Origin of the sequence: Streptomyces sp. NBC_00984 (genome assembly GCF_045162475.1) — a bacterium.
In the GTDB taxonomy this organism is placed as follows: Bacteria; Actinomycetota; Actinomycetes; order Streptomycetales; family Streptomycetaceae; genus Streptomyces.
This window is the reverse complement of record NZ_CP108734.1, coordinates 109,972-124,129: the sequence shown is the minus strand read 5'-3', so window position 1 is coordinate 124,129 and position 14,158 is coordinate 109,972. Positions and strand designations below refer to the sequence as shown.

Here is a 14,158-nt window from a genome sequence, read left to right as displayed (position 1 = left end):
CCCGCGGCCGTCCCCGATTCCACCGTCCCCCCGAGCATGACGCAGACCGCCGCAGCCACGAAGCGGCCCGCGGCCGACCCCGACACCGCCGGAGCTCATGCCGACTTCGACGGCGACGGGAAGGAAGATCTCGTCATCACCGACACCTCGGCCACGGTCAATGGCAAGTACGCCGCCGGCTACGCGGCAGTGGTGCACGGCTCGACTGCCGGACCCGACACCCGGCGCCACCAGGTGATCACCCAGGACAGCCTCGGCCTCGGCAAAGCGGGCGCCGGCGGCCGCCTCGGCAGCGGTGCCATCTCGGCCGACCTCGACGGCGACGGCCGCAGCGACCTCATCACGCAGACCGGCGGCAGCACGGTCTTCGTGGTCTGGGGTGGAAAGAAGAAGCTCTCCGGAGCAGCAAAGCTCAGCGGCGCCACGCCGGTCGCCGGTGACTTCGACGGCGATGGCCACGCCGACCTCGTGACGAGCCGAAGTGCGGACCCCAAGGCGACGGTCCGGTTCGGCCCGTTCACCCGGACGGGCAAGCCCGCCCGCACGAAGACGCTCGACCTCACCCCCGACAAGCCGTCGTACTACACCCCCCGGCCCACCGGCGTCGGCGACGTGAACGGCGACGGCAAGGACGATCTGGTGGTCACCTGGTCGCACGTGTTCGCGGACGAGATCCCGACCCCCCGCGCCACCCTCGTGTACCGCGGAGCGGCCAACGGCGTACTGAAGAAGGGCCCGCGCCTCAAGGACGAGCGAGGCAAGGACATGTACGGCTCGACCACCCTCACGTCCGACGTGAACAAGGACGGCTTCGCCGATGTGATCGTCAGCCTCACCTGCGAGATCATCGGCGACGAAGCCACGCCCGAGGGCGGCAGTCGGCTGATGGTCGCGTACGGCGGAAAGAGCGGGCGGAGCACCAGCCTGAAACCCACGAAGATCAACGAGAAGACACCGGGACTGCCCGGCAAGCCGGTCTCCTCCTACTGCAACTTCGGATACGCGCCGACGACGGGTGACGTGAACGGCGACGGTTACGCCGACGTCGCGTTCAGCGCCCCGCTCAAGGGCGACAAGACGGTGACCCTGGTGCTGCGCGGCGGACCGAAGGGCCTGACGGGCAGGAACGCGAAGAGCATTTCCGGCCTCCCGGTGTGGCCCCGGCTGGCGATCCAGGATCTGAATGGCGACGGCGCGGCCGAACTGGCGGTCAGCACGTCGCACACGAGCGGGGCCGACAACAAGGTCCGGATTCTGCGAGGCGGCCCTTCCGGCATCAGCACATCCAGGCCGATGCTCATCGGTCCCGCGGATCTGGGACTGAAGCCAGCGCCGGGGGACAGCTTTGGCTCCGGCTTCGGCCACTGAACCTGCCGGCCGCCGGCGCCCGGCACGGGCTACGGGGCTACCAGACCGTAGAGCATTAGCGGTTTACCCCGGTCCACGGGGCTGGGGCCTGTGAGTTCGTCCCTTTTTTGGCCCGTACGTGGGCGGAGTCGAGGACCACGCGGGTCAGGTCGAGCAGGCCGCACTCGTCGATGCGGTCGAGTACCGCCTCGTGCAGTCGGCCCCAGACACCGGCTCGGGACCAGATGACGAAGCGCCGGTGGGCGCTGGACTTCGACACCCCGAAACAGGATGGCAGAGCCCGCCAGGCACACCCGCTCACCAGCACGTAGACGATCGCCGCGAACAGGGTCTCATCAGGCGTGTCCTGCGTCCCGCCGTCCTGTGGAAACACCCTCGACGGCGGGATCAACGGCTTCGCGATTTCCCACAGCCCGTCCGGAACAATCCAAGGGCCTTGACTCCGGCGGGCATGAAGGGCTTCGTCGAGGCTCGTAAACTCATGGCGTGGCATTCATGAGCACCCCGCACTGCTGCTTCCTGTGATCGGAAGGCGCTGAGGGCGATGTCGGACGGCATCGCCCTCCTAGGCGTGCCTGCTACGCGAACCACCTTCCTGGCACTGCCCGTTCCTTCCTGAGGCAGTGACGTTCTGTGCGCGCGTCCAGGCACGGTCTCTTCCCTTCAGCCTTGTCAGGAGTGCCTCGTGCCCATGTTGCTTCCCCCCGCCCTCGGACTGTTCCTAGACCTGCTGCGCTGCCCGACGTGCCACACGCGCCGCCTGTATTCCGACCGTGGCGCACTGCGCTGTCTGACGGGCCACACCTTCGATATCGCCCGCCACGGCTACGCCAGCCTCTTGACGGGTACCCGCGCTACCAGCGGCGACGACGTGGCTATGGTCCAGGCTCGGGACCGCTTTCTGGCCACCGGCGGGTACGCGCCCATCCTCCAGGCCGTGACCCGCCTGGCGGCCGACGCCGTGCCTGAGCGGGGCACCGTGGTGGACATCGGGTGCGGCACGGGCTACTACCTGGCCGGCGTTCTCGACCATCTGCCCGGCGCCCGAGGTCTGGGCATGGACACGTCGGCGCGCGCGCTGCGCTCGGCAGCCCGAGCCCATGAACGAGCCGCTGCGGCGACCTGGGATGTCTTTCGCCCATTTCCTCTCGCCGACGAGGTGGCCGACGTGGTGTTGGACGTGTTCGCCCCGCGCAATCCAGCCGAGTTTCACCGGGTACTCCGCCCGGCCGGCCGGCTGATCGTGGTCCGTCCTACCGATCGACACCTGGTCGAGCTGCGCGGCCGAGTGCCTGCAATGGTCACCATCGACCCTGCCAAGGAACAGCGCCTGCACCGGGCGCTGGACCCCTACTTCACAGTCACTGTCACCGAACAGGTGGAGTACCCCATGGCCCTGGTCGGACTGGAGGCCCTGGACTTGGTGGGGATGACACCGAGCGCACGCCACGTGAACCGTGCAGACCTGAGCGATGACGGCCTCCTGCCCGACCAGGTCACTGTCTCTGTGCTGGCCACCGCCTACCAGCCCCGGCGACCACGAGTGGGCGCCTGCGCCTGCTGACCGACGAGCAGTGAGCACGCCTGGCGCCCTGTCTTCCCCGCAACGCCGGGAAGTCAGGGCGCCCGTTCGCCGACCACCGTCGCACCATCGACGGGATCATCTACCGGTACCGCACCGGGCTCCCATGGAGAGATCTGCCCCGCGAGGCGGTCGGCCCTTGGCAGACAGTGAGGCACAACGGCTACCAGCGCATGCCGAGGGCGCCGAGTTCGGCCCGCCGTTCCACACTGAGCCTGTCCGCCCGTTTACGCACGTTGTCCAGCCATGTGCCGAGCTTGACCACCACGGGCCCGCCAGCACCGTCCTGACGGCCTGTCGGGACCTCCACCGCCTCCAGCTCCTCAACGTGCTTCCGGGGCATCCGAAGATGCCCCTCACGAGCGTGGAACTGCCGTGCGGCTGCCAGGTTGAGGGCCCACCTATCGTCCTGCGTCCGTTTCACCGGCCGCGCGCGGCCTGGGATCTGGAAGTGCGCACCGCGAACGCGTCAAGCTGCCTCTTGCGGCCCTGTTTGCAGCTTCGTCGCCGCTGCAGGCGCCACCAAAGTTCGGTGGACAAGGGGGCGTGAACATGCTCGGGACGTTCGCGCGCGTGCGGGGGTACCGGGGAAGGCGTGGTGGCGAAGTGCTGCCAGCCCTGGCAGGTGGTCACCGGCCATGCTCCGCGGGCAAGGTCCTGGCCGACCAGGGGTGTGCACTACGGCGGCGTCGCCGCTGGGGCCGGCCGAAGCCGGGCCGGGCTGACACGGCGGCGGTCGAGGCCCCGGCCGTACCGGTATCCGGGGGCGAGACGCCCATGCCGCCGCGCGGTTGCGCCTGGAGCCTCGGGCGCTCGCCGCGCGGGCCTGGTCCCCGACCTCGCCCGGCGCGTCCCGGAGGCAGGTGTGGGTCAGGTGCCGGACGGGGTGTCAGGTCTGGTTCCGGACAGCGCGTCGGTGTAGATGCCCGTCATCGCGGTCACAGCCCGTCGGCGGTCCAGGGCCGGGTCCAGGCGGTGCTGGATGTTGATTCCCAGGGTGCCGCCGAGCAGCGCCGCCGCGACGGCCTCCGGGTCGGTGACGTGCGCACCGGTCGAGCGCAGGTGGTCGGCGTACAGGCCGCGGATCTTGGCGTACTCCTCGGCGTACGTCGTGCGCAGGGCCGACTCGCGGCTCACCGCCTCGATCAGGAGTGTCGAGAAGATGTGCGCCTCGGGCCGGGACATCAGGGCGAAGTTCGCCTCGATCAGGGCCTCGATTCCGGCGTCCGGCCCGGCGACGGCCAGGCGTTCGCGCATGAAGTCCGTGCCCCATCGGAACGCTTCCTCGATCACCGCCTTCAGCAGCCCGTCCTTCGAGCCGAAGTGCCAGGCCACGGAGCCCCGGCTGATGCCGGAGCGCTCCGCCACGGCCTGGACGGACGCCGCGGCGGACCCGCCCTCGGCGGCGAGTTCCCACGCGGCGGCCACCAGCCGGCGCTGGGTCTCGGCGGAGATCTCCTGCTTGCGGGTCGCACCCACGCGGTGTCCTTCCCAACGTTGCGGCGGCCTGACACGGCCGATTCTGTCACGCCGGCCGGGCGGCGCCGGGGCCGGCGAGCTCTTGCCTATGTTATCTGTCCAGTTCTATGCTGAGCGTCCAATAACTAAGGAAGGTTTCGTCATGGAACTGATCGACCTCACCAGGACGCTGGACCCCGCCGACCGCGAGCGGCTCCCCGAGCAGCTGCGCCCGCTCGCCCCGGTGATCGCGCCGGCCGTGGCCTACGCGCACCCGACCGGCGAGGGCCGAGAGCAGTTCGCCGCCGCCATGCACTGCAGCGTCGAGGACCTGCCCGACGGCGAGGGCTGGGGCGCGGAACTGCTCACCGACTTCAACTCCCACCTCGGCACCCACGTCGACGCCCCGCTGCACTACGGCTCGACCTGCGAAGGCAGGCCCGCCCGCACCATCACCGACATCGCCCTGGACGAGCTGTGGTGCGAGGCGCTCGTGCTGGACCTGCGCGACCGGTGCGAACCGGACGCCCCGATCACAGTCGAGGCGCTGGAGTCCGCCCTCGCCGACAACGGCGCCCCGGTCCCGGCCGGCGGAGCGGTCCTGCTGCGCACCGGCCAGGAGCGCTACGGGCTGTCCGACCCTGAGTTCTTCCGCTACCCGGGCATGAGCCGCGAGTCGACGCTGCTCCTGGCCGACCTCGGGGCCAAGGTCCTGGGCACCGACGCCGCGGGCTGGGACCTGAGCTTCCCCGTGATGGCGCGCAAGTTCCGCGACAGCGGCGACAACTCCGTGCTGTGGGATGGCCACCGGGCCGGCCGCGAGCGGGAGGTCTTCATCGTCCAGCAGCTGACGAACCTCGCCGCACTGCCCCCGTCGGGGTTCCGGGTGGCATTCTTCCCGATCAAGATCGCCCGCGCGAGCGCCGCCCCCGCCCGCGTCGTGGCCTTCGTCTGACCCCCGATCCCCGCAGACCGACCCCTGCACCCTGCTGAGGAGAGGAACCGACCATGAAACTCGCAACCGTGGAGCACGACCGCGCCGAGCGGACCGCGCTCGTACTCGACCAGGGCGAGCGCCTGCTGCTGCTCGACCGCGCCCACCGCCTGGTGACCGGCGAGCACGCCCCAGCGCTGACCACCATGCAGACGATCATCGACGGCGGCGAACCCGTGCGGCAGACCCTGGAGCGGCTCGCCGCACAGGCCCCGCCCGAGGCGGTCGTCGCCGCATCCGAGTTGCGCTGGCTCTCCCCGCTGCCCAGGCCCGTACAGATCCGGGACTTCGGCAGTTTCATGGATCACTTCCGCAACGCCCGCTCCCGGATCCAGGGCATCCCGGCCGACCAGGTCGAACTGCCCGCCATCATGCTCGAACGCCCTCTGTACTACGTGACCAACCGGCTCTCCGTGACCGGCCACGACAGCGACATCCACTGGCCCGCGTACTCCTCCGTGCGGGACTACGAGCTGGAATTCGCCTGCGTGCTGGGCCGCGACGGCACGGACATCCCCGCAGCGGACGCTCCGTCGTACATCTTCGGCTACACGATCTTCAACGACTTCAGCGCCCGCGACACCCAGCTGGAGGAGATCGCCACCGGGCTGGGCCTGAGCAAGAGCAAGGACTTCACCGACTCGAACGTCCTGGGCCCGTGGATCGTCACCGCCGATGAGCTCGGCGACCCGTACCGGCTCACGATGACCGCCCGCATCAACGGCGAGGAGGTCAGCCGGGGCACGTCCGCCGACATGCACCACACCTTCGCCGACATGATCGCCTTCGCCTCCCAGTCGACCCGGCTGCATGCCGGAGAGGTCCTGTGCTCGGGCACCGTGCCCACCGGCTGCGGGCTGGAGCACGGCCGCTACCTGGAACCGGGCGACACCGTGGAACTCGAAGTCTCCGACCTGGGCGTGCTGCGCAACCGGGTGGTGTCATGAACCGCGAAGCACTCATCCTCGGCGTCGGCGCCACCCCCTTCGGCCGCCACCTCGACCGCAGTGCCGGCGACCTCGTCGGCCAGGCCGCACACGAGGCACTGCGCGACGCCGGACTCACCCCGGCCGACGTCGGCGCAGTCTTCCACGCCACGGTCAGCCAGAAGGCGATCGACGGCCAGCACATGATCCCCGGCCAGGTCGCCCTGCGCCCGCACGGGTTCGCCGGGGTACCCGTAGTGAATGTGGAGAACGCCTGCGCGGGCGGCGCCACGGCCCTGTGGCTGGCGATCGCCCACGTACGGGCGGGCCTGTCGGACGTCGCCCTGGCCGTCGGCGTGGACAAACTCGTCTGCGCCGATCCCGCCCAGGGGCTGGCGGTGTTCGACGGGGCCATGGACATCGCCCACCGCGAGGAGACCCTGGCCGCGCTCGCCGCCCTGACCGAACCTCTGCCGCCCGAATTGTCCGTGGATGGCGACCGGTCGGTGTTCACGGAGATCTATGCCTCCCTGGCCCGCGCCCACATGCAGCGCTTCGGAACCACCGAAGCCCACCTGGCCGCGGTCTCGGCGAAGAACCACGCCCACTCCGTCCACAACCCCCGGGCCCACTTCCGTCGAGCGTTCACCGCGCAGGAGATCCTGGCGGCGCGGCGGGTGGCGTGGCCGCTGACGGTGCCGATGTGCTCACCGGTCAGCGACGGGGCCGCCGCCGTCGTCGTGACGCGCGCCGACTTCACCCGTGACGAGTCGGCCGTGGCGGTACTGAGTAGTGTCCTGTTGTCGGGTACCGACCGGGCGGCGGACGACGCCGGGCGGCACATCGGCCGCCGGGCCGCGCTCGCTGCCTACGAGAAGGCCGGCATCGGTCCGCAGGACGTCGATGTGGCGGAGGTCCATGACGCCACTGCCTTCGGCGAGATTCAGCAGGTGGAGAACCTGGGATTCTGTCCGATCGGCGACGGCGGCCCGTGGTCGGCATCGGGCGCCGGCGCGCTCGGTGGCACCGTTCCGGTGAACCCGTCCGGAGGACTCGAATCGCGCGGCCACCCGGTTTCCGCCACCGGACTGGCGCAGGTCTTCGAACTGGTCACGCAGCTGCGCGGCCGGGCGGGCGAGCGCCAGGTCCCCGACGCGCGCATCGCCATCGCCGAGAACGGCGGCGGCCTCTACGGAATCGAGGAGGCGGTGGCCGCCGTGACCATCCTGGGGAGGACCCGATGACGCCCGGCTACGCGGACCTGATCCTGTCGGCGCTGCGCCGGCGGCCCGAGCGCACCGCCTTCCGCTTCACCGGCGACGACGGGACAAAGCACACCTGGACCTACAGTGAGACCGCGGAACGGATCGAACGCACCGCGGCCGCGTTCGGACGACTGGGCCTCATGCCCGGCAACGGGCTCGCCCTGCTGTGCGGCCCGAACCCGCAGGCGTTCACCGTCATGGCCGCTGCCTGCCTGGCCGGACTGCGCTACACCGCCCTGCATCCGCTGGCCACCGCGGACACGGACCGGACCGTCCTGCGCGACAGTGTGTCCGACTGCCTGGTCGTGGACGACACCCGCTTCGCCGCCCGCTCCCGCCCCGACGGCACCAAGGCGATCTCCCTCGCCGAACTCGACCGCATCGCCGCAGACACACCCCCTGGTCCGAATGACCCGCGCGGCCCCGCGCTCTACCTCTTCTACACCGGCGGCACGACCGGTGAACCCAAGGGCGTGATGCTGCACGACCGCTCACTGCTCGCCAACGCCTGGGCCTGCTCCACCTGGGCCTGGCCACCGGACACCCACTTCCTGATCACCACCCCCATGTCGCACGCCGCCGGGCTCCTCGTCGCCCCCGGCCTGCTCCACGGCGCCGGCTTCGAGCTCCACCCCTCCTTCGACCCGGACCACGTCATCGACGCGATCGAACGCGACGGCGTGAGCGCCACGTTCGTCGTTCCCACGATGCTGTACGCCCTGCTCGACCACCCCCGCCTCCTCGCAGCCGACATGTCGGGGCTGAACTGGGTCCTCTACGGCGCCGCACCCGCCGACCCCACCCGGCTCGCCCAGGCACACCGGCTCCTCGGCCCCGTGCTCAGCCAGCACTACGGCCAGGCCGAGGCCCCCAATGCCCTGACCGTCTTGGACCCGGCCCAGCACCGCGACGACCCGCACGTCCTGGGCAGCTGCGGCCGGCCGATGCCCGGCGTGGAGATCGCCCTGCTCGACCTGCACGGCCGGCACGTACCGGCAGGCGAGCCCGGCGAGCTGTGCGTCCGAGGACCGCTCGTGATGGACGGCTACTGGAACAAGCCCGAACAGACCGCAATCGCGCTCGACGGAGGCTGGCTGCACACCGGCGATGTCGCCCGCCAGGACGACACCGGCCTGATCACAATCATCGACCGGATCAAGGACACCATCATCACCGGCGGATTCAACGTCTACCCGCGCGAGGTCGAGGACGCCCTCGCCACACACCCGGCCGTCGCCGCCAGCGCCGTCTACGGCACCCCCGACCCGCACTGGGGCGAAGCCGTCACCGCCACCGTGGTCCTGCGCCCCGGACAGCAGGCCACCCCAGCCGATCTGACGGACCACGTCCGCGCCCGCAAGGGCGCACTCTGGGCCCCGAAACTGCTCCATCTCGCCGATTCGCTGCCCCTCACCGCCCTTGGCAAGATCGACAAGAAGAAACTCCGCAACCAGCCCTGAACAGGGCTCGGGCGCGCAAACCGCCCCACTTCCTCAGATGACACACGGCCGGCGCCGAGCGCACCCTGGCGCGTGCTCCCGCGCCGGCCTCACGCTCGGTTTCTCCCATGGCCTTCGGAGATCGGCCGCCAACGGGCGGGCGAGACGGAGTTGGGTGTAGGCGGCGAGGATGAGCCAGGTCCACCGGTCGGCCGCTTCCGGGGCGCGGATCTTTGGGCAGGCCCAGGACTCTGCTGCGCAATTCCGTGCGGGGGTGAAGGTGGGCACGGGTGATCGTCTGTACGGTCGTTGTCCTGTCGTGCGGCCGTGGGGGTGGTGTGGATGTCGATGCGGCCGGAGGGGCTGCCGGAAGTCCCGGAGCAGACCGTGATGGTGGCGCGGGCGGCGTTCCCGCAGGGGAGCCTGGCGATACGGGTGCGAGACCGGCTCGCGGAGGTTTTCGCGGACGAGCCGTTCGCGTCGGCGTTCGGGGTGCGTGGGGCTCCGGGTTTGTCTCCGGGGGTGTTGTGCCTGGTCACGGTGTTGCAGTTCGCCGAGGATCTGACCGATCGGCAGGCCGCGGCGATGGCGGTGCGGGCGATCGACTGGAAGTACGCGCTCGGGGCGGAGCTGACGGACACCGGCTTCGATGCCAGTGTGCTGAGCCGGTTCCGTTCCCGCCTGTCCGACAACGGCATGGAACGGGTGGTCTTCGACCGTCTCCTTGAGTACTGCGTGGAGGAGGGGCTGGTCGCGGCCGGGGGCAGGCAGCGGACCGATTCCACCCATGTGATCAGTGCGGTGCGGGACTTGAACCGCCTCGAGCTGGCCGGGGAGAGTGTGCGGGCGGCGCTGGAGGCCCTGGCTGTCGCGGCGCCGTCGTGGCTGGCCGGGCAGGTCGATGTCGCCGAGTTCGCTCACCGGTACGGGCCGCGGGTGGACGGCTGGCGCATGCCCGCCTCGCAGACGAAACGCGACCGGCTCGCGCAGGTCTTCGGCCAGGACGCGCTGGCGTTGTGCCGGGCGGCCTGGTCACCCGGCACACCCCCATGGATCCGTGAGATCGAGTCCGTACAGATCCTGCGGCAGATCCTCGTCCAGACGTACTACCTGAGCACCGACACCAGGGGACGGGAGGTGATCAAGAAGCGGGCCGCCGACGACGAGGGTGTCCCGCCCGGTCATCGCCGCCTCGCCTCCCCCTACGACGCGGACGCACGCTGGGCGGCCAAGGGCGAGGGCCTGTTCTGGATGGGCTGCAAGGTCCATCTCACCGAGACCTGCGACACTCCCACCGAAGCCGAAGCCGAAGCCGAAGCCGAAGCCGAAGCCGGTGTCCGGGCGGCACCGAATCTGATCACGGACGTGTGCACCACCGATGCCACCGTGCCCGATGTGAAAGCGACCGCCCCGGTCCAACAGCGCCTGGCCGAGCACGGCATCAGGCCCGCCGAGCACTACCTCGACTCCGGCTATCCATCCGCCGACCTCATCGCCGCCGCGCTGAAACAGGGCACCCGTATGGTCACCCCGGTTCTGCTGGATCATTCCGCCCAGGCCAAGGCCCACGCCGGCTTCGACAAGAGCGCCTTCATCATCGACTGGAGGGCCCGCCAGGTCCGCTGCCCCGCCGGCAAGACCAGCGCGCACTGGAACCCCGTGAAACAGCACGGAACGGACGCGATCGTCATCACCTTCGGCGTCCGCACCTGCCGCCCCTGCCCCTTCCGCGACCAATGCACCAGCTCCGCGAAAGGCCGCCGCATGCTCACCCTGCGCCCCAGAGAGCCAGAAGAAGCCCTCACCCAGGCCCGCGCCGAGCAGAAGACCGAGACGTGGAAGGCCAAGTACGCCCTGCGAGCGGGTGTGGAAGGCACTATCAATCAAGCCCTCGACATCACCGGCATACGCCGGGCCCGCTACCGCGGGCTACCGAAAGTCCGCCTCCAACACGCCTTCTCCGCCACCGCACTCAACGTGATCAGACTCGACGCCCACTGGACCGGACACGACCAGCATCACACCCGCAGCAGCCGGCTCGAACGCCTCGCCTACCGACTCACAGCCTGACCCAGGAATTGCGCAGCAGAGTCGCCCAGGACTCTGCTGCCCATTCACTGCGGGGGTGAGGGCGGGTCCGCGATGATCGTTCGCGAGGTCGCTTTTCCGTCGTGCGGCCGTGGAGGCGGTACGGATGTCGATGCGGCCGGTGGGACTGCCGGAGATCCCGGAGCAGACCGTGGTGGTGGCGCGGGCGGCGTTCCCCAGGGGGAGCCTGGCGATACGGGTGCGGGACCACCTCGCGGAGGTCTTCGTCGGTGAGCCGTTCGCCGAGGCGTTCGGGGTGCGCGGGGCGCCGGGCCTGCCGCCCGGGGTGTTGTCGCTGGTGACGGTGTTGCAGTTCGCCGAGGACCTCACCGATCGGCAGGCCGCGGCGATGGCGGTGCGGGCCATCGACTGGAAGTACGCGCTCGGGGCGGAGCTCACCGACACCGGCTTCGATGCCAGTGTGCTCAGCAAGTTCAGGGCCCGGCTCGCGGACAACGGCATGGAGCGGGTGGTCTTCGACCGGCTCCTTGAGCACTGCAAGGACGCCGGTCTGGTGGCGGCCGGGGGCAAGCAGCGCACCGACTCCACCCATGTGATCAGCGCGGTGCGGGACTTGAACCGCCTGGAGCTGGCCGGCGAGAGCGTGCGCGCTGCTCTGGAGGCCCTCGCGGTTGCGGCCCCCCTCTGGCTGGCCGGGCAGATCGACGTGACGGAGTTCGCCCAGCGGTACTGGCCGCGGGTCGACGGCCGGCGCATGCCGCCCTCGCAAACGAAACGCGACCGCCTCGCCCAGGTCTTCGGCCAGGACGCCCTCGCCCTGTGCCGGGCCGCCTGGGCCGATGACGCCCCGGTATGGATCCGTCAGATCGAGGCCGTGCACCTGTTGCGGCAGGTACTCGTGCAGACCTGCATCATCCGCAGCGACAGCCGGGGACGGCAGGTGATCAAGAAGCGGGACGCCGACGACGGCGTCCCGCCCGGTCAACTCCGCCTGACCTCCCCCTACGACGCAGACGCACGCTGGGCGGCCAAGGGCGATGACCCGTTCTGGATGGGCTACAAGATCCACCTCACGGAAACCTGCTCCACTCTCCCCGACGCCGACGCCGACGCCGACGCCGACGCCGACGCCGACGCCGTAGCTGGGGCAGAGGCAGCGGCAGGGGTGATGCCGAATCTGATCACCGATGTGCATACCACCGACGCGACCGTGCCCGATGTGAAGGCGACCACCCCGATCCAGCGCAAGCTCGTCGCGCACGGGGTGAAGCCGACCGAGCACTACCTCGACTCCGGCTACCCCTCCGCGGACCTGGTCACCAAGGCCCTGAAGCAGGGCATCCGCATGGTCACTCCGATCCTCCTGGACCGCTCCGCGCAGGCCAAAGCCGCCGAGGGCTTCGACAAGAACGCCTTCACCGTCAACTGGAAGACCCGCCAGGTCCGCTGCCCCGCCGGCAAGACGAGCTCCCACTGGAACCCGGTGAAACAGCACGGCACCGACGCCATCGTGATCACCTTCAGCGTCCTGACCTGCCGGGAATGCCCCTTCCAGAAGCAGTGCACCACCTCGCAGATCGGGCGCCGCATGCTCACCCTGAGGCCCAAGGAACTCCACGAAAACCTCGCCAGAGCCCGCGCCGAGCAGAAGACCGACACCTGGAAGAACAAATACGCCCTCCGGGCCGGCGTCGAGGGCACCATCAACCAGGCCCTCGACGTCACCGGCATCCGCCGGGCCCGCTACCGCGGCCTGCCGAAAGTCCGCCTCCAACACGCCTTCTCCGCCACCGCGCTCAACGTGATCCGACTCGACGCCCACTGGACCACCGGCCCCCTCGACCGCACCCGCCACAGCCAGCTCGAACGACTCAACTACCGACTCTCCGCCTGAACGAATTGGGCAGCAGAGTCGCCCAGCCGAGAGTCTGTTTGAACAGCTCATCCAGCTGCGGCTGTACTTCGTTCACAGTGCAGCACTGTCGACCACACCGCCTTCCGGCCGGGCGATTTTCGGGCGACCTCAACCGCCATCACACGAAGATCGGCACTCACGCTGCGTACGCGACCACAAGAAGTGGACCAGAGCCGACAGTGAGCAGCGTTTGGCAGCAGTTCGGGAGGCGCTGCGGTGGCTGACCCGTGTCAGATGTTCACGGCTTTGAGTAGCAGCTCAGGGGCCGTAGGCGAGATCGGCCGTCTGCCGCTTCCGAAGGGGCAGGGCAAAAGCGCTGGCTACGGGGGGCAGGTGGTCCGTAGCGACGGCACCGTTGCCGAGTGCCAGGCGCGTGGTCCATGTTGCTGCTCAAAGCCGTGAACATCGACATCACCGCCGTGCAGGAGCCTCCCGCAGCGGTGAACAACTGCTGACGCGAGTCGTGAACATAGCCACAGACTTTCAGCGCGGGTCCTTGCGCATGCACCAGGTGCGGGGGCCGTTGTCAGGGAGCTGGACATCGGCTGTGACCTTGAATCCGAGTCGCTCGTAGAAAGCCACGTTCCGTTCGCCAGAGGTTTCCAGGAACGCCGGGTATCCGGCGTGTTCGGCCTCTTCGAGGCCGGGAAGCAGCACCGCGCTGCCAAGGCCCTGGCCCTGGGCCTCGGGGGCAGTTCCCACCGTCTCCAGGAACCATCCCGGCTCCTGCGGCCGATAGGGCGCAACAGCCTGCTCAGCAGAGGCAGAGGCAGCCGCCCGATCACCGCTGAGTTCGCCGAGTATCGGGCCGAGCTCGGCGAATGCGGGCGAGGGGTTCTGGCCGGGGATGGCCCAGACAGCCACAGCGCGGCCCCCGTCGGCGACCCATACCCGGCCGTACACCATTCCGATGCGGGTCAGGCACAGCTCCTGGTAACGCCGGATCCGGTCCTCGTGACCGTCCGCGGCGATCACGTGCCGGGTGAAGGGATAGTCGGCGAAGGCCCGGGCAAGGGTGTCGACCACGGTGGGGACATCGGCGTCGGTGATGGAACGTATGGAAAGGTCGTTCTGGTGCTGCGGCATGTTCACCATGCGATCTTGACAGCAGATTTGTTCCCTCGGCAACGCATTTGGGCCGGGCACTCATGCCCTGCACAGT

General features: G+C 69.7%; 11 protein-coding genes and 3 pseudogenes. 9 read left to right on the top strand and 5 right to left on the bottom strand.

The window, feature by feature from the left end; all coding sequences use genetic code 11:
* The first annotated feature begins 36 nt into the window (after positions 1 to 36).
* The gene (locus OG520_RS00595; protein WP_406011743.1) at positions 37 to 1,368 is read left to right on the top strand and encodes an FG-GAP repeat domain-containing protein; all 1,332 of its coding nucleotides are present in this window, start codon (positions 37 to 39) and stop codon (positions 1,366 to 1,368) included.
* A 59-nt stretch (positions 1,369 to 1,427) separates the two neighbouring features.
* On the opposite strand, the pseudogene OG520_RS00590 reads toward OG520_RS00595, so the two are convergent.
* Positions 1,428 to 1,861: pseudogene (locus OG520_RS00590) on the bottom strand (transposase); the annotation flags it as partial.
* Between the two features lie 192 nt (positions 1,862 to 2,053).
* Here OG520_RS00590 and OG520_RS00585 point away from each other — a divergent pair.
* Positions 2,054 to 2,932: a putative RNA methyltransferase gene (locus tag OG520_RS00585; protein ID WP_406011742.1), complete on the top strand. Its 879-nt coding sequence runs from the start codon at positions 2,054 to 2,056 to the stop codon at positions 2,930 to 2,932.
* 20 nt (positions 2,933 to 2,952) lie between these two features.
* A pseudogene (locus tag OG520_RS00580) lies at positions 2,953 to 3,111 on the top strand (transposase); the annotation flags it as partial.
* Positions 3,112 to 3,113: 2 nt separating this feature from the next.
* Here OG520_RS00580 and OG520_RS00575 read toward each other — a convergent pair.
* Positions 3,114 to 3,374, bottom strand: a complete 261-nt coding sequence (locus OG520_RS00575; protein ID WP_406011741.1) for a helicase associated domain-containing protein — start codon at positions 3,372 to 3,374, stop codon at positions 3,114 to 3,116.
* A gap of 446 nt (positions 3,375 to 3,820) precedes the next feature.
* Positions 3,821 to 4,429 (bottom strand): TetR/AcrR family transcriptional regulator, encoded by a 609-nt coding sequence (locus tag OG520_RS00570; RefSeq protein WP_406011740.1) that lies wholly within the window; start codon positions 4,427 to 4,429, stop codon positions 3,821 to 3,823.
* A gap of 142 nt (positions 4,430 to 4,571) precedes the next feature.
* On the opposite strand from OG520_RS00570, the gene OG520_RS00565 reads away from it, so the two are divergent.
* The 4 genes from OG520_RS00565 to OG520_RS00550 are packed head-to-tail and all read left to right on the top strand — an operon-like array spanning position 4,572 to position 9,053.
* Positions 4,572 to 5,363 carry a cyclase family protein gene (locus tag OG520_RS00565; protein WP_329865608.1) on the top strand — a complete coding sequence of 264 codons (792 nt, stop codon included), beginning with the start codon at positions 4,572 to 4,574 and terminating at the stop codon, positions 5,361 to 5,363.
* Between the two features lie 53 nt (positions 5,364 to 5,416).
* Positions 5,417 to 6,349, top strand: coding sequence for a fumarylacetoacetate hydrolase family protein (locus OG520_RS00560; RefSeq protein WP_266694251.1), 933 nt, complete (start codon positions 5,417 to 5,419; stop codon positions 6,347 to 6,349).
* Positions 6,346 to 7,572, top strand: a complete 1,227-nt coding sequence (locus OG520_RS00555) for a thiolase family protein (RefSeq protein ID WP_331748742.1) — start codon at positions 6,346 to 6,348, stop codon at positions 7,570 to 7,572. The genes OG520_RS00560 and OG520_RS00555 overlap by 4 nt, the downstream gene beginning before the upstream one ends.
* Positions 7,569 to 9,053 carry an AMP-binding protein gene (locus OG520_RS00550; RefSeq protein ID WP_406011739.1) on the top strand — a complete coding sequence of 495 codons (1,485 nt, stop codon included), beginning with the start codon at positions 7,569 to 7,571 and terminating at the stop codon, positions 9,051 to 9,053. The genes OG520_RS00555 and OG520_RS00550 overlap by 4 nt, the downstream gene beginning before the upstream one ends.
* Positions 9,054 to 9,104: 51 nt before the next feature.
* Here the strand turns inward: OG520_RS00550 and OG520_RS00545 are convergent.
* Positions 9,105 to 9,278, bottom strand: a pseudogene (locus OG520_RS00545) (transposase); the annotation flags it as partial.
* 96 nt (positions 9,279 to 9,374) lie between these two features.
* Between OG520_RS00545 and OG520_RS00540 the strand changes: the two are divergent.
* Together OG520_RS00540 and OG520_RS00535 are read left to right on the top strand one after the other, a co-directional pair.
* Positions 9,375 to 11,102 (top strand): IS1182 family transposase, encoded by a 1,728-nt coding sequence (locus tag OG520_RS00540; RefSeq protein WP_406011738.1) that lies wholly within the window; start codon positions 9,375 to 9,377, stop codon positions 11,100 to 11,102.
* 124 nt (positions 11,103 to 11,226) lie between these two features.
* Positions 11,227 to 12,975, top strand: coding sequence for an IS1182 family transposase (locus OG520_RS00535; protein WP_406011737.1), 1,749 nt, complete (start codon positions 11,227 to 11,229; stop codon positions 12,973 to 12,975).
* A 504-nt stretch (positions 12,976 to 13,479) separates the two neighbouring features.
* Here OG520_RS00535 and OG520_RS00530 read toward each other — a convergent pair.
* The gene (locus OG520_RS00530; protein WP_406011736.1) at positions 13,480 to 14,082 is read right to left on the bottom strand and encodes a GNAT family N-acetyltransferase; all 603 of its coding nucleotides are present in this window, start codon (positions 14,080 to 14,082) and stop codon (positions 13,480 to 13,482) included.
* Positions 14,083 to 14,158 lie beyond the last annotated feature (76 nt).